The 25,426-nt window shown below is 51.8% G+C and carries 22 protein-coding genes and 2 tRNA genes; 11 read left to right on the forward strand and 13 right to left on the reverse strand.

Annotation, left to right across the window (positions count from 1 at the left end):
• Window positions 1-140: 140 nt before the first annotated feature.
• Entirely contained in the window at window positions 141-908 is a 768-nt protein-coding gene (locus WC959_04275) for an RNA methyltransferase (GenBank protein MFA5688349.1), read from the reverse strand.
• A 76-nt stretch (window positions 909-984) separates the two neighbouring features.
• Here WC959_04275 and WC959_04280 point away from each other — a divergent pair, with 76 nt between their 5' ends.
• On the forward strand, window positions 985-2,430 hold the full coding sequence (locus tag WC959_04280) for a UbiA family prenyltransferase (GenBank protein MFA5688350.1): 1,446 nt from the start codon (window positions 985-987) through the stop codon (window positions 2,428-2,430).
• Between the two features lie 123 nt (window positions 2,431-2,553).
• A complete protein-coding gene (locus WC959_04285) occupies window positions 2,554-3,822 on the forward strand; it encodes a hypothetical protein (GenBank protein ID MFA5688351.1) in 1,269 nt (422 codons plus the stop codon).
• A 169-nt stretch (window positions 3,823-3,991) separates the two neighbouring features.
• Here the strand turns inward: WC959_04285 and WC959_04290 are convergent.
• The 9 genes from WC959_04290 to WC959_04330 form a co-directional block, all read right to left on the reverse strand.
• Window positions 3,992-4,068: transfer RNA gene (locus WC959_04290), tRNA-Ile, on the reverse strand.
• A 77-nt stretch (window positions 4,069-4,145) separates the two neighbouring features.
• A complete protein-coding gene (gene rsmA, locus WC959_04295) occupies window positions 4,146-4,961 on the reverse strand; it encodes a 16S rRNA (adenine(1518)-N(6)/adenine(1519)-N(6))-dimethyltransferase RsmA (protein MFA5688352.1) in 816 nt (271 codons plus the stop codon).
• Entirely contained in the window at window positions 4,958-5,884 is a 927-nt protein-coding gene (pdxA, locus tag WC959_04300) for a 4-hydroxythreonine-4-phosphate dehydrogenase PdxA (protein MFA5688353.1), read from the reverse strand. Before pdxA ends, rsmA begins: the two co-directional genes overlap by 4 nt.
• Before the next feature lie 130 nt (window positions 5,885-6,014).
• Window positions 6,015-6,977 (reverse strand): peptidyl-prolyl cis-trans isomerase, encoded by a 963-nt coding sequence (locus tag WC959_04305; GenBank protein MFA5688354.1) that lies wholly within the window; start codon window positions 6,975-6,977, stop codon window positions 6,015-6,017.
• Window positions 6,978-7,096: 119 nt separating this feature from the next.
• Entirely contained in the window at window positions 7,097-8,908 is a 1,812-nt protein-coding gene (gene typA, locus WC959_04310; GenBank protein MFA5688355.1) for a translational GTPase TypA, read from the reverse strand.
• A gap of 149 nt (window positions 8,909-9,057) precedes the next feature.
• Window positions 9,058-10,713 carry a sulfate permease gene (sulP, locus tag WC959_04315; GenBank protein ID MFA5688356.1) on the reverse strand — a complete coding sequence of 552 codons (1,656 nt, stop codon included), beginning with the start codon at window positions 10,711-10,713 and terminating at the stop codon, window positions 9,058-9,060.
• 67 nt (window positions 10,714-10,780) lie between these two features.
• Window positions 10,781-11,887, reverse strand: coding sequence for a histidinol-phosphate transaminase (gene hisC / locus WC959_04320; protein MFA5688357.1), 1,107 nt, complete (start codon window positions 11,885-11,887; stop codon window positions 10,781-10,783).
• A 145-nt stretch (window positions 11,888-12,032) separates the two neighbouring features.
• Window positions 12,033-12,467: an ACT domain-containing protein gene (locus tag WC959_04325; protein ID MFA5688358.1), complete on the reverse strand. Its 435-nt coding sequence runs from the start codon at window positions 12,465-12,467 to the stop codon at window positions 12,033-12,035.
• Window positions 12,464-13,786 carry a phenylacetate--CoA ligase gene (locus WC959_04330; GenBank protein MFA5688359.1) on the reverse strand — a complete coding sequence of 441 codons (1,323 nt, stop codon included), beginning with the start codon at window positions 13,784-13,786 and terminating at the stop codon, window positions 12,464-12,466. The genes WC959_04325 and WC959_04330 overlap by 4 nt, the downstream gene beginning before the upstream one ends.
• A 171-nt stretch (window positions 13,787-13,957) precedes the next feature.
• Between WC959_04330 and WC959_04335 the strand changes: the two genes are divergently transcribed.
• Window positions 13,958-14,045: transfer RNA gene (locus tag WC959_04335), tRNA-Ser, on the forward strand.
• 94 nt (window positions 14,046-14,139) lie between these two features.
• Entirely contained in the window at window positions 14,140-14,382 is a 243-nt protein-coding gene (locus tag WC959_04340; GenBank protein ID MFA5688360.1) for a GIY-YIG nuclease family protein, read from the forward strand.
• Window positions 14,383-14,537: 155 nt separating this feature from the next.
• Here the strand turns inward: WC959_04340 and galK are convergent, their stop codons facing one another.
• Window positions 14,538-15,701, reverse strand: coding sequence for a galactokinase (gene galK, locus WC959_04345; protein ID MFA5688361.1), 1,164 nt, complete (start codon window positions 15,699-15,701; stop codon window positions 14,538-14,540).
• Between the two features lie 236 nt (window positions 15,702-15,937).
• Window positions 15,938-16,960 carry a recombinase RecA gene (gene recA, locus WC959_04350; GenBank protein ID MFA5688362.1) on the reverse strand — a complete coding sequence of 341 codons (1,023 nt, stop codon included), beginning with the start codon at window positions 16,958-16,960 and terminating at the stop codon, window positions 15,938-15,940.
• A 139-nt stretch (window positions 16,961-17,099) separates the two neighbouring features.
• Here recA and WC959_04355 point away from each other — a divergent pair, with 139 nt between their 5' ends.
• Window positions 17,100-18,386, forward strand: coding sequence for a MiaB/RimO family radical SAM methylthiotransferase (locus WC959_04355; GenBank protein MFA5688363.1), 1,287 nt, complete (start codon window positions 17,100-17,102; stop codon window positions 18,384-18,386).
• Window positions 18,387-19,429: 1,043 nt separating this feature from the next.
• On the opposite strand, the gene WC959_04360 is transcribed toward WC959_04355, so the two are convergent.
• On the reverse strand, window positions 19,430-19,705 hold the full coding sequence (locus WC959_04360) for a helix-turn-helix transcriptional regulator (GenBank protein ID MFA5688364.1): 276 nt from the start codon (window positions 19,703-19,705) through the stop codon (window positions 19,430-19,432).
• A 182-nt stretch (window positions 19,706-19,887) separates the two neighbouring features.
• Between WC959_04360 and WC959_04365 the strand changes: the two genes are divergently transcribed.
• The 6 genes from WC959_04365 to WC959_04390 all read left to right on the forward strand — a co-directional run bounded on the left by WC959_04365 (window position 19,888) and on the right by WC959_04390 (window position 25,423).
• Window positions 19,888-20,370, forward strand: a complete 483-nt coding sequence (locus WC959_04365) for a hypothetical protein (GenBank protein ID MFA5688365.1) — start codon at window positions 19,888-19,890, stop codon at window positions 20,368-20,370.
• A complete protein-coding gene (locus WC959_04370) occupies window positions 20,367-20,891 on the forward strand; it encodes a transcription termination/antitermination NusG family protein (GenBank protein ID MFA5688366.1) in 525 nt (174 codons plus the stop codon). The genes WC959_04365 and WC959_04370 overlap by 4 nt, the downstream gene beginning before the upstream one ends.
• A 116-nt stretch (window positions 20,892-21,007) precedes the next feature.
• The gene (gmd, locus tag WC959_04375) at window positions 21,008-22,063 is read left to right on the forward strand and encodes a GDP-mannose 4,6-dehydratase (protein ID MFA5688367.1); all 1,056 of its coding nucleotides are present in this window, start codon (window positions 21,008-21,010) and stop codon (window positions 22,061-22,063) included.
• 135 nt (window positions 22,064-22,198) lie between these two features.
• Window positions 22,199-22,546 carry a four helix bundle protein gene (locus tag WC959_04380; GenBank protein MFA5688368.1) on the forward strand — a complete coding sequence of 116 codons (348 nt, stop codon included), beginning with the start codon at window positions 22,199-22,201 and terminating at the stop codon, window positions 22,544-22,546.
• A 2-nt stretch (window positions 22,547-22,548) separates the two neighbouring features.
• Window positions 22,549-23,793, forward strand: a complete 1,245-nt coding sequence (locus tag WC959_04385; GenBank protein MFA5688369.1) for a GDP-L-fucose synthase — start codon at window positions 22,549-22,551, stop codon at window positions 23,791-23,793.
• Between the two features lie 73 nt (window positions 23,794-23,866).
• Window positions 23,867-25,423: a hypothetical protein gene (locus WC959_04390; protein MFA5688370.1), complete on the forward strand. Its 1,557-nt coding sequence runs from the start codon at window positions 23,867-23,869 to the stop codon at window positions 25,421-25,423.
• Window positions 25,424-25,426: the final 3 nt, after the last annotated feature.

Genomic DNA, 25,426 nt, shown 5'->3' on the forward strand with positions numbered 1-25,426 from the left:
AAAACCGCCGCTTGACAAACCATAACGAAAGAACTACCCCATGCCCGTCAACGATCAAAAATCAGCACCCCTTCGGTGTCTTTTTTATATGAGGCAATACGATAACCGTGCTCACGCCGGACCCGGCTAAAATGAAATTATTATGATTCTCTGCGAGATTTTTCAATTTTGCATTTTTCCAGTTCAGCGGCGACCCAGCGTGACTGACGGGCAAGTCCAAGCAGGATGCGAATGTCGTTATCGGTAAGTTTTCCGCGACTGAAAATCCGGCGCAATCCGAGCATCATGTGATCGAGTTTTTCCGGTTCGCAGAATCCGGTTTCAAGCATGGCGGCTTCCCACGCGGCATAAAGCCGGTTGCGCATCGCGCCGTCAGCTTCCGGCGAACGTTCTGCCGGCGGCGAATACGATGTGTCGCCGGCGAGCAGAAAAATTTCGTAGCAGCAGATCATCACAGCGTGCGAAAGATTCAGCGAACGGTACAGCCCGCTCGATGGAATGTTAATAATATGTGTGCACACCGCAATTTCATCGTTAAACAACCCTTTGTCTTCACGTCCGAACACGAGCGCGGCTTTATGGTGCGCGGCGGAATCGAGCACCACCGGCGCGATATCGCGCGGCAGATAGGCGTGATCGCGGTATAATCCGGTACGCGCGCTGGTGCCGGCAACAACGGTACAGTCGGCTACGGCGTCCTGCAGCGTGGCAAAAATTTTAATTTCGTCGAGCAGCGTTTCCGCGCGAAAAGCGAGGCGGCGCGCATCTTCCCGGTCGAGCGATTTTTCCGGTGCAACCACGGCGAGATCGGTCATGCCCATATTCATCATCACGCGGCAAATCGAACCGATGTTGCCGCCGTATTTCGGTGCGACGAGCACGATCCGGATATTTTCGAGCAGATTCATCTTTGGAATTTGAACAGATATACTGTGAATTTGAAATTCGAAATTTGAAATTCAGATTGCCGCACCGGCGTTACTTATGAATACTGCGTGCATGATGACTGAGCCGAACACATCCGTCCCGCTGTGCGTTGATCTTGATGGAACGCTGGTGAAAACCGACACGTTTGTACAGGCGCTGATTTTGCTGATCCGCAACCGGCCGGCGGCGCTGTTTTCTTTTCACCGGTGGATGTCCGGCGGGCCGGCAGCATTTAAACAGCGTGTTGCGCAGGAGGTTGAAATCGACCCCGCCGCGCTGCCGTACCATACGGGACTGCTGACATTTTTACAAAACGAACGCGCGACCGGCCGTGAGCTGATTTTAACGACAGCATCGGATATGGTTCCGGCGCGCGCAGTCGCGGCGCAGCTCGGAATTTTCTCGGATGTGATGGCAAGTGACGGCAAAACAAATTTAAAAGCCGGCTGCAAACGCACGGCACTTGCAGCGCGCTTCGGTGAGAAAAATTTTGATTATGCCGGAAATTCCGGCGCCGATATTCCAGTATGGAATTCTGCGCGCGAAATTATCGCGGTGAATCCCGATTCCAGTGCGCGCCGGTTCCTGAAAAATAAGCCGGCGCGCATGTTTGAAGACCGTCCGCCGGCGTTTAAATGCTGGATCAAAGCTCTGCGCGTCCGGCAGTGGATAAAAAATATTCTGGTTTTTGTGCCAATGATTCTGGCCCACCGCTTAACCGAACCGGCGCTTTACATAAACGCCGTGCTGGCATTTTTTGCATTCAGTTGTATGGCATCCGCAATTTATGTTTGTAACGATCTGTTTGATCTGAACAGCGATCAGCACCACCCGCGCAAAAAATTCCGCCCGTTCGCCGCCGGGAATATCTCCGCCAATGGCGCAGTGATTTCATTTTTTATCATGCTGATTGCTTCGTTTGCCGTTGCCGGATTTTTACCGGCAGAATTTTCCAGGGTCCTGATTCTTTATCTCATTCTCAATGCGTGTTATTCGTGGCGCCTGAAACAGATCGCACTGCTTGATGTACTGCTGCTCGCATTTTTATATGTCCTGCGCATCATTGCCGGAACGGCGGCATACGGGGTTGAAACATCGCCGTGGCTGATTGCGTTTTCAATGTTCCTCTTTTTCAGTCTCGCGCTGATTAAACGCTATGCTGAACTGCGCGAATCAAATCCTGAAAAAGTAAAAAACCGCGGGCGCGGTTATCGTGCCGCCGATCTGCCGCTGCTGGCCGCCTTCGGCGCCGGCAGTGGAACTGTGGCGGTTTTAGTGCTCGCGCTCTACATCAACAGCGCCAAAGTCGTACAGTTTTATCCCAGTCCGGCGATACTCTGGCTGCTGTGTCCGGTTTTTTTCTACTGGGTTGCACGGCTGTGGTTGCTTGCCGGTCGCGGAGAAATACCGGACGATCCGCTTGAATTTTCAGTGCGCGACGTTCAAACCTGGATCATCGGCGCATTCAGCGCCGTCATTTTAATTTTGGGAAGCATTGCATGAATAGGAAAAAAGAGGAACCCTCAGCGGCGGAGTTTGCGATCCTGATTTGATTAACCAGCTGTTTAAAAACACAGCGACCTGGTAAAATTTTCAATCACGAGCACGATCTCCAGAATTTAAAATATGGCAAAACTCCGGGCTACAATTGCATGTTTTTTGCAGAATGACCTGCTGAAGCATTCGTCGCTCCTTTTTTCAGGAATGATGATTGTAAATCTGTGCAACCTCACGTTTCAAATGGCGGTGAGCCGGGCACTGCCGGATGCGGAATATGCACTGCTCGCCGCATTTCTCGGGATACTTGCCATCATCAGTTATCCGCTGGCAACACTCATCACCGGACTCGGTCATTACAGCAGCCTGCTTGCACAGGAAAACCGCGCCGGCGACATAAAACGGTTGACACGCAAATGGCTGGTGCTCACCGGAATTCCGGCGCTGCTGTCCGGCGCCGGAATTATTCTGTTTAATGAAACCATTTCCGGCTGGATGCACCTCGAACGTGCGGCGCCGGTTGTCATTGCCGGAATTACACTGCCGGCGCTGTTCTGGCTGCCGGTGCTCACAGGTGCGGCACAAGGACTTCAGCTGTTCGGCTGGGCATCCGCCGCGTCAATTTCCGGCGCAGTATTCCGTTTTCTGTTTGGTGCCGGGCTGGTGATCTTCTGGGTTCCGGCGTGCGGCTGGGCAATGGTCGGTCACGGCGCTGGACTTTATATTTCCGCCGGCGTGCTCATGGCTGCACTGCTGCTTGTTCTCCGGCGTGCGCCGGCAACGAACTCCGCATTACCGGGCATGCGCTTTTATCTGCTGCAAAGTTTCTTCATTCAAACCGCATTCGCCGTTTTAATGAATGCCGACGTAGTGCTCGTTAAACATTTTCTACCGGCAGAAACCGAATTTGCTTATGCCGCAACGCTCGGACGCACCGTAGCATTCATTCCGGCGGTGATTGCAGTAGCCATGTTTCCAAAAGTTGTGTCCGATAAACACGCCACCGCCGAACACCGGAAAATATTTTTGCAGTCATTCGGATATACTGCGCTGCTTGTTTCAGCCGCACTTATCGGCTGCTTGCTGTTCCCGCGCCTGCTGCTGCGCATTCTCTTTGGAATTCGCACGGCCTCGCCGTCTATCATTTTACTCACGCGCCTCATGGCCATCGCTATGTCTTTCTCTGCGCTAGTAAACACAATCATTCAGTTTCTACTGGCTCAGCGCCGGTTTTTTGCCGCACTGCCGGTACTGTTCTGCTGCGGTTCATACCTGCTCGCAGTGTATCTCTGGCACGATCACATAAATAATATCGCAGCTTTTTCTGCCGCGTTAAATGCCATCGCATTGATTACCGGACTGCGCGCAATATTCCGGTTAAGAGGGTTCGATGCTTAAAAAAATTGCAACGGAATCATCCTGTATCATTTCACACCTGAAAAATGTTTGGCAGTTGTTTTGAAAGCTGCCCTGTTTTAGCACCAAATATCAGGGGTTTTCAAAACGAGGGCTGAGAGCGCGAAACTTCACGAGATCCTGTTATTATTGATCGAAATCGACGTTACAATGGTGGGCCCGGCAGGACTTGAACCTGCGACCAAGAGATTATGAGTCTCCTGCTCTGACCAGCTGAGCTACGGGCCCGAATGGAAATCACGCTAATTGATGCATCAGTTTAAAGCAAGTTTCAATACGCATTGATCAACTGCTTTTTGGCAGGATTAGTTTAAAAGTGCCGCCCACTGCTCGATGGAAATGGATGCGGGGCGGAGTTCGGGATTGATTCCGGCAGCGGAAAGTTTTTCGAAATATTCCGGCGCGTTTTTGTGCAGGGTTGAACCGATTTGTTTTCGACGCTGCGTAAAGCAGAGTTTGATGATTTGTTTGAAGCGCGCGTAGTTATTAATTTCGGCGAGCGGTGAGGCGCGTTTTTCAAATTGCACAATGGAAGACCACACGTTCGGCGCCGGCATAAAACAGGTCGGGCTGACGCTTTTAATATTTTTCACGATGTACTTCAGCTGTGTCCAGATGGCGAGCGATCCGTATGGATCTTTCCCGGGCTGTGCGGTCAACCGGTCGGCGACTTCTTTCTGCACCATCAATACCATGCGTTCCGGCAGCGGTGCAGATTCCACTGCGTTAACGATAAACCGGCTGCCGACAGAATAGGGAAGGTTCGCCACAATTTTATTTACGCCGCCAGAAAATATTTTATTCAAATCAACATCGAGCACGTCGCGTTCAATCAGATTTAACGGCGGGAAATAGTGTTGCAGATGTGCAATCATTGCCGGATCTTTTTCAATCGCGGTGAGCGGGGCGCCGGTCTTTAAGAGCGCCTGCGTCAATGCACCGAGTCCGGGGCCGATTTCGAGCAGCCGGTCGTCCGCCGAAATTTGTGCGGCATCGACAATGATGTTGAGAATATTGGCATCGATCAGATAATTCTGCCCGAGTCCTTTGTTCGGACGGTGACCAAGCCGGTCGAGATGCGCACGGATCACAGACGGGCTGGTGAGCTTACCGGGTATCATGTTTTCCACGGGTTTGGTTCTCCGGCAAGATGAATGGCAATTTCAATTGCGGCGATCATACTGGCCGGACTCGCACTGTTTGTTCCGGCAATGTCGAATGCGGTTCCGTGATCCGGTGATGTGCGTACAATCGGAAGTCCGGCGGTGAGATTGATGCCGCAATCGAACGCATGCATTTTCAGCGGGCCGAGTCCCTGATCGTGATACATTGCCACGATCGCGTCATATTGATTGTGCAGCGCCTGGAAAAAAATTACGTCTGCCGGTACCGGTCCGCTGGCATTAAAACCGGCGGCGCGGGCGGCAGCAATGGCCGGTGCAATGATTTTTTCCTCTTCATCGCCAAGCGTCCCGCCGTCGCCGGCGTGCGGATTTAAGCCGCATACGCCGATATGCCCGCCGTTTAATCCGAACCAGGCAAGCGTTTCGCCGGTGAGTTCAATTGCGTCGAGGACGTTTTCTTTGCTCAGTGCGCCGGCAACATCGCGCAGCGGCAAATGCCGTGTAGCGAGCATGACGCGCAGCTCTTTTCCGGCAAGCATCATGCCGTAGCGTTTTGTTTTGCAGAGATCGGCGATCAATTCGGTGTGTCCCGGATAGGCAATTCCGGCGAGTGTTAATCCCTGCTTGCAAATCGGCGCCGTAACTACTGCATCGAATTCTCCCGTAAGGCAGCCTTGTACTGCGCGCTCGACAGCTGCGACAGCAGTGCGCGCCGCCGCCGCCGTAATTTTTCCCGGCGTGACTTTCCCCGCCAATGGAATTTCTACCGTATTCGGAAAGTTAAACACCTGTTGCGGACCGATCGGAATAAAATCGGCGCCGGACTTTGGTCCGCAGGCTGCCAGCGCTTTCAGCGCAACTTCCGGACCGATGCCGTTTACATCGCCGCATGTAATAGCAATTTTTAATGTAGCACTCATTTCATTAACTTCGATTTAACCCCAGATGACGCAGCTATAAACGGATTTATCGGCCACGAAAAACACAAAACAGATGAAAGGGAAAAAGGCGCTGACGGGGCGGTTCATTTTTTGTGGCAATTAAAATAAATCAATACCGTTCAACAAAATGTCTGGTGGAGAGACGTTTGATAAGTTCCTGATGGAGCCGGTTGCGCTCGGACTGCAGCAATCTGTCTTCAATAGATTTGCGTGCATCTTCGAACGGTATATATCCGCCGGCATCGCGTTCAACGAGGTGGAGAATATAATATTCACCGGATGTTTCAATCATGTCGCTGATGCCGTTGGCCGGCATGGTTTGCAGTGCAGCATGAAATTCCTCCGGGATGCTGCTTAACGTTTTCCACGCTGAAACAGACGTATCACCGGCGGAGACTTCTTTTGCCACCGTATCAAAATCGGTGCCGGATTTCAGTTTTTCCAGAGTAGCCTCGATCTGCTCTTTTTTTACAGAACGGTCGGCATCGGTACGGCCTTTGTTGATCAGAATAAAACTGTACCGCACGCGCAGCGGTGTAAAATAGGACTCTCTGTTTTTCTCATATTCTGTACGCACTGCCTGTTGCGAAATGCTGGCACGGCGCGTGACTTCCTGCGCGTAATAGATCCGGATAAGCATTTGATCGCCAATTTCCGCTTTCCATTCATCCATCGTCATACGGCGCGATACCAGCGCGCGGGTGAGCAGGGCGCGGTCGCCGTCAAACCGCTCGCGGATCAGCCGGTCCATCTCTTCATCCACGGCCTGCGGCGGCAGAGAAAGTGCCTGTGCTTTGGCTTCGGCTTTAATGAGCGCTTCTTCAATCAGAGCTTCACGCCCTTCAACATACGCGGCCGCAACCCGCTCGGTAAGTTCTCTGCCGCTGAGCTGCCGTTGCAGCTGTTGAACATACGGCGCAACGCTTGCGCGGATTTCACCGTAGGTGATCACCGTATCGTTCACGCGCGCCGCATACGCATCAATCACTGCCGTTTGCATGGCATCGCTGTTGTTCGTTTGCGCATACAGCATGCCGGCTGCGCTAAGAAAAATTAAAACCGCTGTTTTCATACCTGCAACATTATGCATAAACCGGCGGGCGATGCAAAATGGAATGAGATTGAACTGCCAATCTTGACCACTGTCTTCACCGCATTTCACGCAGATGAGGCATCTTCGCTGTTTTCCCTTTATTCCTCTGCGTTATAACGCTTCATGCGTTTGCGTTCGTTATCGGTCAGATAGCGTTTGCGCAGGCGGATGTGATTCGGCGTAACTTCAACGAGTTCATCGCCGGCGATATATTCGAGTGCTTCTTCGAGACTCAGTTTTTGCGCAGGCGCGATTTTCATATTCCGGTCTGAACCGGCGGCGCGCATGTTGGTAAGCTGTTTGGTTTTCTGTACGTTCACCGGCAGATCTTTGTCGAGACAGTGTTCGCCGACAATCATTCCTTCGTAACATTCTTCGCCGGGATCGATGAAGAAAATGCCGCGCTGCTGCAGACCGTCGATGGCAAACGGAACAGCGCTGCCGTTGCTGATGCTGATCATCACGCCGTTGCTGCGCTGACTGATGTCGCCGGTGTACAGCCCGTAATGCACAAAGCGGTGCGAGACGATGGCTTCCCCGGCCGTGGCAGTCATAAGTTTACTGCGCAGTCCGATGAGTCCGCGCGTCGGAATATGAAAAGACATATTTTTACGGATGCCGTGCTGATCCATACGCAGCATTTCGCCGCGCCGCGCGCCGATCAGTTCGATCGCTTTACCGGCGCATTCGTCCGGCACATCGACCGTGAGGATTTCAATCGGCTCTTCTTTTTTGCCGTGGTGCGTGTGAAAAATTACACGAGGCTGAGCCACTGTAAGTTCAAAGCCTTCGCGGCGCATCGTTTCAATCAGAATGGAAAGGTGCAGCACACCGCGCCCGCTGACAACAAACGAATCGCCGCCCTGTTCTTCTACACGCAGCGCTACATCGCGTTCACATTCTTTAAGCAGGCGTTCGCGAATATGCCGACTGGTGACATATTTTCCGTCCTGGCCGAAGAAGGGGGAATCATTAATGCGGAACGTCATTGAAAGCGTCGGTTCATCGAGCGCGATCATCGGCAGTGCTTCCGGCGTTTCAGCGTCGGCGATCGTATCACCGATATCCATATCGGCGATTCCGCTGATAGCGCAAAGATCGCCGCACGGGATGCTGTCCATTTTTACGCGTTCAAGTCCTTCGAACGAATGAAGCTCTTTGAGCTGTACCGGACGCACCGCGCCGTTGCGCTTAACAATACACACCGGCGTTTTAAGATCGAGTGTCCCGCGGTAAACGCGGCCGATACCGATCCGGCCGACATAATCGGAATAATCGAGTGTGGTCGCCTGCATTTGCACCGGACCGCCTCTAACCGGCGGGCCGGGAATGTGGTCTATTATCGCATCCATCAGCGGTTGAATGGATTCGCGCGGATCATTCAGATTGTTTACGGCCCAGCCGTCGCGACCGCTGGCGTACAGTAGCGGGAAGTCGAGCTGATCATCGGTGGCGTCAAGTTCCACAAACAGATCGAACACCATGTTATGCACTTTCTCGCAGCGCGCATCCGGTTTATCCACTTTATTGATCACGACCACCGGTTTCAAATTCAGCTCAAGTGCTTTATCCAGCACAAAGCGTGTTTGAGGCATGGGGCCTTCGGCGGAATCGACGAGTAACAGCACGCCGTCTGCCAGATTCAATACGCGTTCAACCTGTCCGCCGAAGTCGCTGTGGCCGGGTGTGTCGATCACATTAATTTTTACACCGCGATAATTTACGCTGATATTTTTTGAAAGAATCGTGATGCCGCGTTCGCGTTCCAGATCGTTGCTGTCGAGCAGACAGTTCTGGAATTCCGTTTCGCGCAGAATGTGCGCCTGTTTAATAATTTGATCGACCAGCGTGGTTTTGCCGTGGTCAACGTGAGCGATAATAGCAATATTGCGAATTTTGTCGTTTCTCATAAAAATTTTTCGGGAAAAGAGCGGCATAATTTACGCTTAAACGGGAATTCGTAAAGCGGAATATTAGCAATGCCGGATTTTTTCTCTGTAAAGGCGGCAGTCCTCAGGAATACGCGAGATTCAGAAAATTTAATGCCCGGTTTTTATTTTTACTTTAGCAGGGCATTCGCATGTTCGAGCGTTCGGCCAATGTTTTTATGAATCCGGTCATGGCCGATCTTATCGACAAGTCCGGCTTTTTTCATGGCTGCCGCCGGCTGCTTGTGAATACCGGAAATTAAAACGATGGTTCCGTGTTTGCGGGTTGAATCAACAACCTCTTCGAGCGCACGCAAACCGGTGGCATCAATGGCCGGCACATTGCGCATGCGCAGGATTAAAATTTTCGGTGATGCAATTGTACTTAAACCGTCCTGAAATTTGCTGGCGGCGCCGAAGAAAAACGGACCGTTGATTTCGAATACTTCAACGCCGTCCGGCACAGTGAAATTTTGCAATGCATTTGGATCGCCGGTATCATCGTCATTCGCCGGGTCTAAAAATCCGGCCTGTGTGACAATCTCCATGCGGCGCATGAATAAAAAAGCGGCAAGCACTACGCCGACCTGAATTGCAACCGAGAGGTCGGCAAATACAGTGAGCAGGAATACGGTAAGCAGTACGAGTACGTCACTGCGCGGGCTTTTGAACAGTTTAATAAAAAAACGCCATTCGCTCATATTGTATGCCACGATGAGCAGAACGGCGGCGAGCGCCGGCATCGGAACGAGCGCGGCATAACGTCCAAAAAAGAGCAGAATGAGGGTGAGGGTAATCGCGTGAATAATTCCGGCAACGGGTGTGGCGCCGCCGTTTTTAATATTCGTAGCGGTGCGCGCGATGGCGCCGGTTGCCGGAATTCCGCCGAAGAGCGGCGAGGCGATGTTCGCGATTCCCTGCGCAACGAGTTCCATATTGGAACGGTGTTTCTTCCCGGTCATTCCGTCGGCCACAACGGCGGATAATAATGATTCAATCGCAGCCAGCAGAGCGATCGTTAACGCCGGCGCAAAGAGTCCGCGCATGATTTGGAAATCCATCGCCGGCAGTGTGAATGACGGCAGATGGCTTGGTACGCTGCCGAAGCGGCTGCCGATGGTTTCCACCGGCAGCTGAAATATCATCACAATCAATGTGGCGGCAATGAGTGCGATGAGTGAGCCGGGAATTTTTTTGGTACCGACGCGCGGCCAGAGAATCATAATGCCAATCGAGATGATTCCGATGCCGGCGGAGTAAGGACTGATTAAATTCAGATTCGTTCCGATGGCGGCAAGTTTACCGATGTATTCGCCGGGGAATTCAGTGAGTTGCATGCCGAGGAAATCAGGGATCTGCGTGGTTGCAATAATCACGGCGATGCCGGTGGTGAAGCCGATGATGAGCGGATAAGGCAGATACTTAATAATGCTGCCGAGCCGGCAGATGCCCATCAGCACGAGCATGACTCCTGCCATCAGAGTAGCGACGGCAAGTCCCTGCACTCCGTATTGCTGCACGATACCGTAAACAATGACGATAAACGCACCGGTTGGTCCGCCGATCTGTACGCGGCTGCCGCTGAAAAATGAAATCAGAAATCCGGCGATGATGGCGGTGTAAAGTCCCTGTTCAGGATTTACGCCGGACGCAATCGCGAATGCAATTGAAAGCGGCAGCGCAACGATGCCGGTAATCATGCCGGCGATCAGATCGCTGGAAAAAGTTTTCAGCGAATAGCCGCCGCGAAAGCAGGTGAACATCTGCGGGATCAAACGGGTATGCATAACGGTCCTCTTTTAGTCGCAAAATAAACGTGTGCTTATACACGTTTTACGCAACGAAAGGAATATATTAATGATTCTGATCCAGAATATCTTTTAGCTCATGTAGAACTTTTACATTCTGCTCCGGCGTGCCGGTTGTAATTCGAATCCAGTCCGGCAGACCGTAACCGTCCATCGGGCGGACGATGACTTTGCGCTTTTGCAGTGCCTGGAAAACGCTCCGGCCGTCGCCGGTTTTAATCAGAATAAAATTAGCGAATGACGATACGAACTCCAGCCCGCCGGCAATTTTCGGCAGTGTTTCATAGAACAGCTTCAGTCCGGCAGCATTTGTCCGGCGTGTATTGGCTAAATGATCTTCGTCCTCCAGCGCCGCCAGCGCCGCTTCCGCCGCCATCAGATTGACATTAAACGGCTGACGCACACGGTTAAACAATGCCGCGGTTTTTTCGTGCGCGATGGCATAACCAATACGCAAACCGGCGAGGCCGTATGCTTTTGAAAAGGTGCGCAGCAGCACCACATTCTCTTTTCCGGCATGAATATATTTCAGCAAATCCGGCGCAGTGCCGTCCGGCATCAATTCCAGATAGGCTTCGTCAAATACCGCCAGCACGTCCGGCGGAATTTTTTCAATGAATGCATCCAGCTGTTCCGGCGTCACCGCTGTACCGGTCGGATTGTTCGGGTTGCAGACAATGACCATGCGCGTTTCCGGCGTAATTGCCGCCAGCATTGCGTCGAGATCGTGTCCGAAATTTTTCATCGGCGTAACAATCGCTGTCGAATTAAACAGTGCCGCAACGAGGCGGTATACCGCAAATGAACCGTCGCTGATCACCATGTTGCTTGCCGGATTTAAAAACGTATGCCCTAGAAATTCAATCAGTTCATTACTGCCGTTACCGAACACCAGATTTTTTTTATCCACGCCGAGCTTCGCCGCCGTTTTTGCCTTCAGGGCGAAGCAGTCGCCGTCCGGATAGCGGTGCATGTTTTTTGCGTGCGCCGCCATGGCTTGCAGTGCTTTTGGCGACGGACCGAGTTCATTTTCGTTCGACGCAACTTTAATGATTTCGTCGATATTCTCAAAACCCAGTTCGCGCGCGACTTCTTCAATCGGTTTGCCCGGTTCATATACCGGCAGATTTGATATCCATTTATTCGCGATCATGCTTCATCCTTTTCAATATTTATTTAAATTGCGAACAAACGCGAATTTACACAAATAATTATTCAACTTATAAAATTTCAATTCATCCGCCGGCTGGCAAGGGACTGCCAGCCCCACCTTTCCATCCGCGTTATCCGCGGTCGAATTATGCGCTCCTGTAAAATTCTTTCGCCGGTAAAATTCCGATTCCGGCGTCTTCCATGACGCCGGCGGCACGCTCAGCATCATCAAAACGAATGACCAGCAGCGCTTTGTTTTTTGCGCCGCAGGCAAACGCATACATATACTCAACACTCAGCCCGCCGGCATCGGCGATTTCCAGAATTGCACCGAGTCCACCGGGCTGATCCGCCACTTCAATCGCTGCCACGTCCGTTAAATTCACCGCAAAGCCGGCGGCCTCAAGTACATGTTTCGCCTGTTCCCACTCGCGGACAATCAGACGTAAAATGCCGAACTCACTGGTGTCGGCGACGGTGAGCGTAACGATATTAATTCCGGCATCTGCCAGAATGCGGCACACATGGCTCAAATGGCCGGGCCGGTTTTCAAGAAATACAGAGATCTGCCGGATTTTCATATGATGTCTCCTTCACTGCGTTTATCAATTACCCGCTTTGCTTTGCCTTCGCTGCGCGCAATGGTTTGCGGTTCGACCAGCTGCACCGGCACGCGCAAACCAACGGTGTGTTCAATCGCGCGCATCAGTTTTTTACGCAGCGATTCCAGTGCGCTGATGCGGTCGCTGAACATCTCTTTTGTCACCTCAACCTGCACTTCAATCTGGTCAAGCCCGTCTTTACGTGTGAGCAGAATCTGATAATGCGGAACGGTTTCATCCACCGAGAGCAGGGCCGCTTCAATCTGTGCCGGGAAGACATTCACGCCGCGAATAATCATCATATCATCAGTGCGCGTACGAATGCGGTGAATGCGCCGGATGGTGCGTCCGCATGAACAGTGCTCCGGCAGTATCGCGGTAATGTCGTGCGTGCGATAACGGATCATCGGAAAAGCCTGTTTCGTCAACGTCGTAATGACCAGTTCGCCAAATTCACCGTCCGGCAGTACCGCGCCGGTTTCCGGATCAATAATTTCCGGCAGGAAGTGATCTTCAAAAATATGCAGCCCGTGCTGCGCCGCACATTCAATGCCGACGCCGGGTCCGATGATTTCCGACAGCCCGTAAATATCATACGCCCGGATGCCGGATTCACGCTGAATATAATCACGCATCGCTTCCGTCCACGGTTCCGCGCCGAATACGCCGGTCTTAAGCTTCAGGTCGGCAAACGACATCCCGTCCGCTTTCACGCGCTCAATCAGGTAAATGAAATAACTCGGCGTACAGCACACCGCGGTTACGCCGAAATCTCTCATTACCATCAGCTGACGTTCGGTATTTCCACCGGAAATCGGGATTACGGTTGCGCCGAGTTTTTCGGCACCGTAGTGCGCGCCGAGTCCGCCGGTAAATAGACCGTAACCGTACGCATTTTGCAGAATATCGTCTGCGCCCATGCCGGCGGCGGCGAATGACCGCAGCATCACGCTGCTCCAGACATCAAGATCATCCTGTGTGTAACCAACCACAATCGGCTTGCCGGTGGTCCCGCTCGACGCATGCAAACGCACCACCTCGTTCATCGGCACCGCGAACAAACCGTAAGGATAGGTATCGCGCAGATCATTTTTATCTGTGAACGGAAGTTTTTCTAAATCAGCGAGCGATTGCACATCGTCCGGCATCAAACCGCGTTCGTCCATGCGCCGCCGGAAAAGTGCAATATGGTCGTAGCAGCGTTTCATGACAGACCGCAGCCGCGCGAGCTGCAGCTCGCGTAATTCGCCGGGTTCCAGATAGTCCGGCATGCTTTCAGGATGAATATGTTTTTTCATGCATACATTTATTTATCAAATCAGTGCGTACGAAACCACGAAACAGTTGTCCAAAAAACATAAATCCGGAATTTTAATTGCACCGGCCGTGCAGCGCCGCCTGCACCGGTTCGGTAAATAGAAACTTGTTTTTGAAAATCTGTTCCTTAGTATATGGCGCCTTATTCCACCGGAGAGATGGCAGAGTGGTTTAATGCGCCGGTCTTGAAAACCGGAGAACCGCAAGGTTCCGGGGGTTCGAATCCCTCTCTCTCCGCCATCCTTCGCGCGTTGCGCTTCGGATGGCAGGCCATTTCCTTTGTTAAAAGCGCGAAGGATGATCGTCCGAAGCTCCATGAGCGAAGGAGGGCAAAATGCATTACGTATATATACTGCAAAGCGAAACGTATCCTGAAAAATATTATGTCGGTCAAACAGATGATTTAAAATCACGTATTGAAAAACATAACGCCGGATACGTCATTTCAACAAAACCGTTTAGTCCATGGAAAATTGCAAGTTATCATGCATTTGCAGATCGTCGGAAAGCAATGGATTTTGAAAAATATTTAAAGTCCGGTTCGGGAGTTGCGTTTGCCAAGAAAAGATTGCGATAGGAAATTATTATTCTGCATCTGACATTTCTTGAATGATATCAGTCTTATTATTTTCGCGCCCGGTGATTGAGGATGTCATCAATAGAAATGTATAATGGTGCAAAACACTTAAATAATAGGGCTGATACCGGACACCAGACACTAACGCAATATCATCAAACAAGCTGTGCGCCGGCGGACGGTGTGATCGTGAGAATTTCCGGCGAAACACCGCCGGCCCGGCTGAGCTCGATAATTTTTTCACTTACAGCGGCCGCATTTGCCGCCTGAACCATGGCAATGGCGCTGCCGCCAAAGCCGCCGCCGGAAAGCCGCGCGCCGAGCGCGCCGGCATCTTTTGCCGACGCAACGACGACATCAAGTTCTGCGCAGGAATTTTCAAAATTTTTGATCGAACTCCGGTGCGATTCAAACAGCAGTTCTCCGAAACCGGCGACATCGCCGGCAGCAAGCAGTGTTACACCGTTTTCAACGCGCGTGATTTCGCCAACCACGTGCGCCGCGCGTTGTGCCGCCGCCGGGTCAATTTTATCGCGATGGGCTGCAAATTCCTCCCACGAAACATCGCGCAGCGCCGCTACCGGATGCGGCAGGATTTTTGCAAATTGCTCCGCCGCCTGTTCGCAGCGTTCGCGCCGTTCGTTATACGGTGAATCGGCCAGGCTGTGTTGGATGTGCGGGTTGATTGCAAGAAATTCAATATCCGCCGGCAGGACAGCGCCGGTTACATCCAGACTGCGGAAATCGGAATGGATCAAACCGTGGTCACGGCCGAAAATACTGGAAAACTGATCAAGCAGACCGCATTTCGTTCCGGCAAACAGGTGTTCTGCTTTTTGACACAGTTTTGCGATCTCTTTTTTATCAATTTCTGTGCCGAGTATTTTCAACACCGCAAACGCTGCCGACACTTCGAGTGCGGCGGAACTGGAAAGCCCGGAGCCCATTGGAATCGATCCAAAAAATGTGCAGTCAAGGGCATCAATTTTTTCGCCGGTAAATTCCTGAATAAAATAAAACACACCCTTGATATAGCTTGCCCAGCCGAAGCCGGAAACTTTAGCAGTATCTGTCGGCAGAAATTCGGCAACTTCATTCACGTCCACTGCGAGCAGCCGGATTCCGGCGTGATCAGATTTTGAAATACAGAAACAATGCCCGAGGTCAATGGCCGCCGAAAGCACGGTGCCTTCATTGTAATCTGTATGGTTTCCTAAAACCTCAATCCGTCCCGGCGCCCATGCCACCGCTTCCGGCTGTTTCCCAAATCGCGCCCGATGTGCAGCAACGGCTTTCTCAATGGCCGTTTCTTTTTTCATTGTCTGTCCTTATCATTGCAAGTAAGCAAAAATTATTTTCATTATCACCGGTTTGTAAACAAAGAATAGTAGACAGGGTTAACAGGATTTATCGGATTAAGTTATTTTTTAATCACCGACCTTCACTAATTTGTGAATGCCGATCAGTGATTCGAATTTTTCTTCTTCCTTAGTTTTTCTTTGTAAAAGATTTCCGGGGGGTTCGTGTTTTGCGACCAATCTGCAATCAACAATGTCTAGTCCGAGCCATCGGTTTTGACTTTACCGGCCGCTTTAATTTTTTCGACGAGCGTGTTGCAGAGCCCGGGATCTTCAGCGAGAGCTTTGCGTGCGCCTTCACGCCCCTGTCCGAGCTGCTGTCCTTCGAACGAAAGCCAGGAACCTTTTTTATCAATCAGTCCGGCATCGATTCCGGCGTCGATCACTGAGCCGGTCCAGGAAATTCCTTCGGCATAAAGAATATCAAATTCAGCGACAGTAAACGGCGGCGCGACTTTATTTTTGACAACTTTCACTTTTGTGCGGTTGCCGTAAATCGTGCCGGCGGTATCTTTTAACTGTCCAATGCGCCGGATGTCTATACGCACAGACGAATAGAATTTCAGTGCGCGACCGCCGGGCGTTGTTTCAGGGCTGCCGAACATGACGCCGACTTTTTCACGAATCTGATTAGTAAAAATAACGCTGCAGTTAGTGCGCGCAATTGCGGCAGTGAGCTTACGCAGCGCCTGACTCATCAAGCGCGCCTGCAGGCCGACATGCGACTGTCCCATTTCACCTTCGAGTTCTGCGCGCGGCGTCAGCGCTGCCACGGAGTCAACCACCACAACGTCGATCGAACCGCTCTTCACGAGCGTTTCACAAATATTAAGCGCTTCTTCACCGGAATCCGGTTGCGAAACCAGCAGGTTATTCAAATCGACGCCGATTTTCTGTATGTAGCCGGGATCAAGCGCGTGTTCGGTATCGATAAATGCCGCCGCTCCGCCGCCTTTCTGCACGTTCGCGATAATATGCGAAACCAGTGTTGTTTTTCCGGAGGATTCGGGGCCGAAAACTTCAATCACGCGGCCGCGCGGCACGCCGCCGATGCCCAGCGCAATATCCAGCGTCAGCGCACCGGTGGAAATCGCCGGAATTTTTTTCGGGCCGGACTCTTCACCGAGGCGCACAATCGCGCCGTCGCCGTATTGTTTTTTAATTTCCGCCAGAACCGCGTCGAGGCTGACAGATCCCTCTTTTTTATCATTTTTTGCCATGCGAACAGCCTACACTCCCGACATTAATGTGCAAGCGCAGAAGTGTCCTCTTATTAAGAAAACTGTTGATATTCCGTGCCGGGGGCAGTTCGAATTGTTTCGTGTTTCGGAAAATTCTGTTTCGTGCTTATATGTCAGAATGTCTTTACTTAAAACGTATATTCTCGATGTACTTGGCTGTAAAGTCAACCATTACGATTCACGGCAGATTGTACGGTTGCTGCAAGGTCACGGACTGCGTTTAGCCGATTCCGGAGAGGCGGCCGATCTGGTGATCGTGCACACCTGCGGCGTAACGGCAGCGGCGGTGCAAAAATCCCGGCAGTCGATACACCGGCTGATTCGCCGGAATCCCGGGGCAGTGATTTTCATAACCGGCTGCGCCGCCAGCGAAGAACTGCTCGCCGTGCCGGGAAAAATTGATGCGCGCATTGCCGCCGGCCCCGGATGGATTCAACTGCTCGCCGACGAACTGCATCTGTTTTCATTACCGAATCCCAGTTTCCGTCTGCCGGAAAACGCCGACGAACTGCCGGCGGAAACGTTCGGTGAACGGACGCGCGGTTTTTTGAAAATTCAAGATGGCTGTGATGCAAATTGCGCCTATTGCATTGTGCCGCAGCTGCGCAAAAAACCGCGCGATAAAGATATGGATGCCGCGCTCGCCGAAGCTGAAGCGATAGTGCGGCAGGGCTGTAAAGAAATTGTCGTCGCCGGCGTTCATGTCGGATTATACGGACGCGGCAAAGAATATTCATTATCGGATTTCCTGCGCAAGCTTACAAAAATTCCGGCGCTCGAACGCATTCGTATGTCGAGTTTGCATCCGGCAGAATTAACCGATGAACTGCTGAATATCTGGAGCGGTGCAAAAAATATGATGCCGCATCTCCACCTTTCACTGCAGTCCGGCTCCGCCGGCGTTCTCCGGCGCATGGGGCGCAGCTATTCGCCGGAAGAATTTTCCGGTGCGGTGAAACGCGCACGCGCCATCCTGGATATTCCGGCGATTACAACCGACGTCATCATCGGCTTCCCCGGCGAAACGGCCGCAGAGTTTGAAGAGACGTTTAATTTCTGCTGTGCCGCCGGTTTTGCCGATATGCACATTTTCACCTTTTCGCCGCGGCCCGGAACGCGCGCCGCCGGAATGCCGGATGCTGTTCCGGCGCAGATTGCTCACGAACGGCAGCAGCGGCTTATGGAACTCGCCGGAATAATGAAAGAGAATTATCACCGGAAATTTATCGGCCGCACAGTGGATGTGCTGGTTGAACGCGCAGTGAACGGCGAATGTTCCGGTGGTTCGCCGCATTATATTCCGGTGCAGTTTCCCGGCGCAGAAAATCTATACCGGACGATCGTTCCGGTGAAAATTCTTTCAGCCACGAAGCAGAATTTATCAGGAGCAATACCGGACGCATAACGGCGCCGATAAAACGCGGGACGGGCATTCCTGCCTGCCCTGCGCAGGCAGGAATGCCTGCGCCACATTTGTTTCTTTGTAAAAAATCCGTGTATCCGGTGTGTTTGCCGTTTTCGCTGCTTTCTTTCAGAAAGCCACCCTTCGAATCCAGCCTGTCCGCGTATGCATCGTTGTGGGGCAGACATTCTTGTCTGCCCTGCGCAGGCAGGAATGCCTGCGCCACATTTGTTTCTTTGTAAAAAATCTGTGTATCCGGTGTATTTGCCGTTTTCGCTGCTTTCTTTCAGAAAGCCACTCTTCGAATCCAGCCTGTCCGCGTATGCATCGTTGTGGGGCAGACATTCTTGTCTGCCCTGCGCAGGCAGGAATGCCTGCGCCACATTTGCTTCTTTGTAAAAAAATCCGTGTATCCGGTGTATTTGCCGCTTTCGCTGCTTTCTTTCAGAAAGCCACTCTTCGAATCCAGCCTGTCCGCGTATGCATCGTTGTGGGGCAGACATTCTTGTCTGCCCTGCGCAGGCAGGAATGCCTGCGCCACATTTGCTTCTTTGCAAAAAATCCGTGTATTCGGTGTGTTTGCCGTTTTCACTGCTTTCTTTCAGAAAGCCACTCTTCGAATCCAGCCTGTCCGCGTATGCATCGTTGTGGGGCAGACATTCTTGTCTGCCCTGCGCAGGCAGGAATGCCTGTGCCACATTTGCTACTCCGGCAGGAAAACAGTCACAACTTACTTGTAGAAAACAAGTCCATCCCGCTATGCGGGAACTCATCAAAAACGGTCTATTCGCCGGCGAAAACCGCTGCCGGAATTTTTACCGGACATCTTTTTCTGAAAGTTTTTTTCCGGAACGCAAATGTTCCTCTATGATCTGAACACATCGTTCACTTCGCGAGATGCCCAGTTTCCGGGCGCTTTGATCCAGAGCAGCAGCCAGTTGTTCTGAAACGGCAGTTTTTATAACTTTTTTATACATATGTATCTTTCCCAGTCTTTAAATGATATCAGCAAAAAATACGTATAAATTTTATATAAAAAGCATGAGTTATTTCTGAGCCGCTAAGGGCATGCTTTCTGTTTTTTCAAACGAATCTGCCAGTTCATTGTAAACAGATTTCGCATCGAAGCCTAACGCGTTGCAAATCCAGTAAAACTCAAGAATATCCACACGGCGTTCGCCGTGTTCTATCCGCCAGACAAAAGACTGTTCCCGTTGCAGCATGTCCGCCATCTGCTGTTGCGTAAGACCGGCTGCCGTTCGCATTTGTACCAGTTTTTTCGTGACACACTCGTATTCAGCGGTATGGGTAGATTTTCTCATACGGATAACATTGCACTATTTGCTGCCGTTATCGCAAAACGCGTTAAATTGGTGTAAATTTAATGTAATTTATTATCCATAAATTGGATATATCGGTTTTTGTCGCATGACGAGATTTATAAAAATAAAAATTGTTTTCAATCGCGTGTTCATTATATCCTGAACAGATTGAATTTTGGAGAATGCAGTTGGACGCCGTACTTTCAGCGCTTGAAAAAGAAGTAGTCGATGTTTTCGTCAAAGTTGCTGCGATTGTAAACCTTCCGCGCTCGGTCGGAGAACTATACGGCATCCTGTTCATCTCTCCCGAACCGATGTGCATCAGCCTGCTGATGAAAAAATTGAACATGAGCAAAGGTTCGACCAGTCAGGGGCTTAAAATTTTGCGCTCTTTCGGCGCAGTCAATACAGTCTATATTCCCGGCGACCGGCGGGATTTTTATGAGGCGGAGGCGCAGCTCAAAAAAATTGTCGGCGGATTTATTAACGAACAGCTGCGGCCGCACTTTGAAAACGGGAAAGAGCGGATTCAACAGATGGAGCAGCTGGCTAAACAATCCGGTGAAGAGTTTTTCATCGAGCGCATCGACCGCCTGAAGGGCTGGCATAAAAAAGCGGCTATGCTGGCGCCGTTCGCTGCAAGTTTTGCCAAGGCAGATGGATGAACAAAGAGGCGTCAGCACAAGCGGATACGGTTTGGATTTGCGTGAAAACGCAAACCCGGCGGGAGCATATTGCCGCCGGCCAGTTGCGCCGATTGGCGGAGGTCGAAGTCTTTTGTCCGCGGATCCGCTTCCGGCGCAATACCAGGCGGGGCAGGGTCTGGTTTGACGAAGCGCTGTTCCCCGGATATCTGTTTGTGCGCTGCAAGATTCAAACAACCGGGCGTATCATTGCGACGACCGCCGGAGTCCGGGGAATTATCCGGTTTGCCGGTGAATATGCGACTGTGCCGGCACCGGTCATTGAGTTTTTGAAGCGCGAGGGTGGCGAAACGGTGATCATCCGTGAGCCGGAGCTGCGGACGGGCGATGAAGTTATAGTGGCCGCCGGCGCACTGCGCGGGCTGCGTGCTGTCATCACTCAGGAACTGCCGGGCAGTGAGCGGGTGAACATTTTAATGGATTTGATGGGTACGGCTGTTGCGGCAGAAGTCCCGGTGGATGTTTTGGAACGGGTGGCCTGAACAGGGCCGCCAGAAGGTCGAACGTTGGCCTTTAAACAACAGAGTAAACCAGAGAGAAGGTTTCGGAATATTGCCGAACGACCGGGGGCGGCAGCTTAACTTAGAAAGGTAGCGATATGATAAAAAAAGCATTGATCACAGGCATTACAGGACAGGACGGATCCTATTTAGCGGAACTGCTGCTGGACAAAGGCTATGAAGTTCACGGGATTGTCCGGCGCACCAGTTCATTCAATACGGGACGGATAGACCATCTGTATAAAGACCGGCATGAAACCGGCGTGAAGATGTTCCTTCATCACGGAGATTTGACCGACTCCAGTAACCTGAACCGGCTGATTGAAAAAATCAGACCGGACGAAATTTATAATCTGGGCGCCCAGTCGCACGTTCAGGTTTCGTTTGAAGTGCCGGAATATACGGCGGAAGTGGATGCCATCGGAACCCTGCGCCTGCTGGATGCCATCCGTGAAACCGCCGTCAACAGCCGGTTTTATCAGGCATCCACCTCGGAGCTGTATGGGAAAGTTGTCGAAGTTCCGCAGACCGAAACAACGCCGTTTTATCCGCGCTCGCCGTATGCGGTCGCAAAACAGTACGGGTTCTGGATTGTAAAAAACTATCGCGAGGCCTACGGACTGCATGCCAGCAACGGAATACTTTTCAATCATGAGTCGCCGCGCCGCGGGGAAACCTTTGTAACGCGCAAAATCACCATGGCGGTGGCGCGCATCTCCCGCGGTCTGCAAAAATGTCTCTATATGGGCAATATCAATGCCCGGCGCGACTGGGGATATGCGCCGGATTATGTTGACATGATGTGGATGATTCTTCAGCAGGACACCCCGGATGATTATGTGGTCGCAACCAATGAAATGCACACCGTGCGCGAATTTATCGAGAAGTCGTTTGCCTACACCGGCATTGAGATCGTCTGGGAAGGCGAAGGGGTGAAAGAGGTTGGCAGAAACCGGAAAACCGGCGACGTGATTGTTCGCATCGATCCGCGTTATTACCGCCCGGCAGAGGTTGAGCAGCTGCTGGGGAACCCCGCCAAAGCCAAACAGCAGCTCGGCTGGGAGCCGACAGTAAAATTTGCAGAACTCGTTAACATCATGACCGAGGGGGATCTCCGTCTGCTGGATGGCGAATGCTACCGGAAAGGGTTTTAGAAGTTTGAGGTTGGGAGTTGGCAGTTTGAAGTTTGGAGTTAGCGGTTGGAAGTTGGGAGTTTGTGGTTTGGGGTTTGAGGGCGGGAGTTTGGAGTTGGGGGTTGATGGTTTGAAGATTGGGGTTGAGTGAGAGTTATGAGTGATTATAAGGATCTTGATGTCTGGAAAAGAGCGGTCGATGTGGTTGTACGCATTTATAGAGAGACGGCATCTTTTCCGGACTCAGAAAAATTCGGAATTGTGAACCAGATGCGGCGGGCTGCCGTTAGTATACCCTCAAATATTGCAGAAGGGAGTGCCAGACATCATTCCAAAGATTTCACCCATTTCTTACGTATTGCAGATGGATCGGCCGCAGAACTGGAAACGCAGCTTATCATCAGCATCAAACTGGAATTTTTATCAGTACCGGCAGAATTACTGGAAGAAATAACCGTTCTCCGGCGCATGCTTGCCGCATTAATAAAATCATTACGGAAGTAAGTATGAAACATCCAACCCCCAACCCCAAACTCCCAACTTCAAACTCCCAGCCTCCAACTGCTAACTCCCAACTTCAAACTCCTAACCTCCCAACTCCAAACATCCCGTGCAATGCACGGATCTACATCGCCGGACATTTGGGTCTGGTCGGCGGCGGCATCTGGCGGGCTTTTGAGCGGCACGGCTACACCAACCTGATCGGACGCTCCATTGATGAGCTGGATTTAATTCAGCAGCAGGCTGTAGACGAATTTTTTGCCGCTGAAAAACCGGAATACGTTGTTTTAGTGGCGGCAAAAGTCGGCGGGATCCATGCCAATAACATTTATCGCGGACAGTTTATCTATGAAAACCTCATGATCGAACTGAACGTCATTCACGCCGCATATAAGCACGGAGTCAAAAAACTGCTTTTCCTCGGCTCGAGCTGCATCTATCCCAGGCTGGCGCCGCAGCCGATCAGCGAAGAGGCGCTGCTGACCGGTCCGCTGGAGCCGACCAATGAGCCCTATGCCATTGCCAAAATCGCCGGCATCCGGTTGTGCGATGCATATAACCGGCAGTACGGAACCAATTTTATTTCCGCCATGCCAACCAATATGTACGGGCCGGGAGACAACTATCATCCTGAAAACTCCCATGTCCTGCCCGCCATGATTCGCAAAATGCATCTCGCAAAATCGCTTGAAAATGAAGATTTTGACGAACTGATGCGCGTATACGCGCGTGAGTTGTCAGTTGTTCGTTGTCAGTCGGCAGGGACAGTCCCGGCGGCTCAACAGCCTGACAACCGGGAGCTGATGGAGTGGCTGGCCAAATCCGGCATTACTCAATCGGAAATCGGAAATCGGAAATCTGCAATTTGTTTATCTCTCTGGGGAACCGGAACCCCGCTGCGCGAATTTCTTTACAGCGACGACCTCGCCGAAGCCTGTCTCTTTCTCGTTGAAAAAGTAAACTACAGCGATCTGGCATTCACCGACGCCTCCGGCACCGTGCAGTCGCACATCAACATCGGCTCAGGCAAAGAAGCCGCGATCCGGGAGATCGCCGAAACCGTTAAAGAAGTCGTCGGATTTCAAGGAGAAATCGCGTGGGATTCCAGTCAGCCGGACGGCACACCGCGCAAGCTCATGGATTCGTCTCGCATCAACACACTCGGCTGGACACCGCAGATTTCTCTGAAAGAGGGAATCGCGCGGGCCTATCAGGATTTTCTGTCGCGTATTCACTCCGTGCAGAGATGAGCAGGATTCAGTCCACGGCTCTGCAGGCCGATAACCCTCTGCAATGCTCGGCATTCATCGACCGGCGCACATCATGAAAGAGTCACATCGCATAATTTTAAATACACTCGCCACCTACGGCCGGTCGGTCTTTGCGATGGTGGTCACCCTGTTCACTGCCCGCTGGATACTGCAGGCCCTTGGCGAGACAGACTTTGGTCTATATGGCGTTGTCGGCAGCCTGATCCTGATCATCACGTTTTTAAACGGAGCGATGACAGTCGGCGTCGCCCGGTTTTATGCCTACTCCATCGGCCGGGGCGATCACCTTCCGGAGGGTGAGGCCGCGGCGGAGCTGCAGCGCTGGTTCAATACAGCCTTTTCCATCCATGCGATTCTGCCGCTGCTGCTGGTACTGATCGGCTACCCGCTGGGTACTTATGCGATCAAACACTGGCTGATCATTCCGGCCGAGCGGCTGGAAGCTTCGATTTGGGTCTTCAGAATATCGCTGATTACCGGCGTGGTGAATGTGTGGTCGGTCCCCTTTCTATCCATGTTTACGGCGCATCAACTGATCTCGGAACTGGCAGTGTTTGATATCATGCGCTCTTTGTTCACATTTTTCTGTGCATACTGGCTGTTAAAAGTTCAATCCGACCGGCTGATTATTTATGCGGTTTATATGATGCTGATCAATGCCGGCATACCTCTGCTGCAATCCCTGAGAGCCGTGCTTAAATTTAAGGCGTGCCGCATCAGGCTCTCCTATCTGTACAACAGCGAGTATCTAAAAAAGCTGTTCGGTTTTGTCAGCTGGAAGATGTTCGGTATGGGCTGTGTAGTTTCCAGAACGCAAGGCGGTCCCATCCTCATCAATCTCTTCTTCGGTCCGCAGGTCAATGCCGCCTTTAATATCGCCAACCGGGTCTCCATTCAGGCAACGATGCTTTCAACCGCTCTGATGGGGGCGTTTCAGCCTGCGATTACATCGATGGAGGGGCGTGGAGACAGGCGCATGATGCTGGCTACGGCGCTGCAGGTGTGCAAGTTCGGCTCCCTGCTGGTCCTGCTGTTTGTCATCCCGCTGATGCTGGAGATGGACTATGTACTGCGGCTCTGGTTGAAAACTCCGCCCGCATTTTCCGGGATTTTGTGCCAGTGGATGCTGGCGATGCTGGTCATCGACCGGTTGACCGCCGGGCACATGCTCGCCGTCAATGCACATGGCAAAATCGCGCTCTATGAGCTGGTGCAGGGGACACTTTTGGTGCTTGCTCTGCCCCTTGCCTGGATCTTTTTCAGGCTGAAGAGCGGTCCGGCCGGCATGGGGATTGCCCTGTTTATTTCAATGGGTCTTTATTGTGCCGGCCGGCTGGTTTTTGGCCGGGCACTTCTGCAGCTGCCGGTCACAGTTTGGATCAGGCGGGTGGCGCTTCCGGTTGGGCTGCTCTCCATCTGTGCGCTCGCGGCGGGCTGGGGTGTGATGTGGTCGATGGATGAAGGATTTTACAGGCTCTGTTTTACGACGGCAGCCACAGGAATCTGTTCTGCGGCACTGGGCTGGGTTTTGGTACTGACCCGCGCAGAGCGGGAATTTGTCCGCAATCTGGTTAAAAAGATGATTTTACGGATGCGTCCCTCCTTTTAGCTG

Source organism: Kiritimatiellales bacterium (genome assembly GCA_041656295.1).
In the GTDB taxonomy this organism is placed as follows: Bacteria; Verrucomicrobiota; Kiritimatiellia; order Kiritimatiellales; family Tichowtungiaceae; genus Tichowtungia.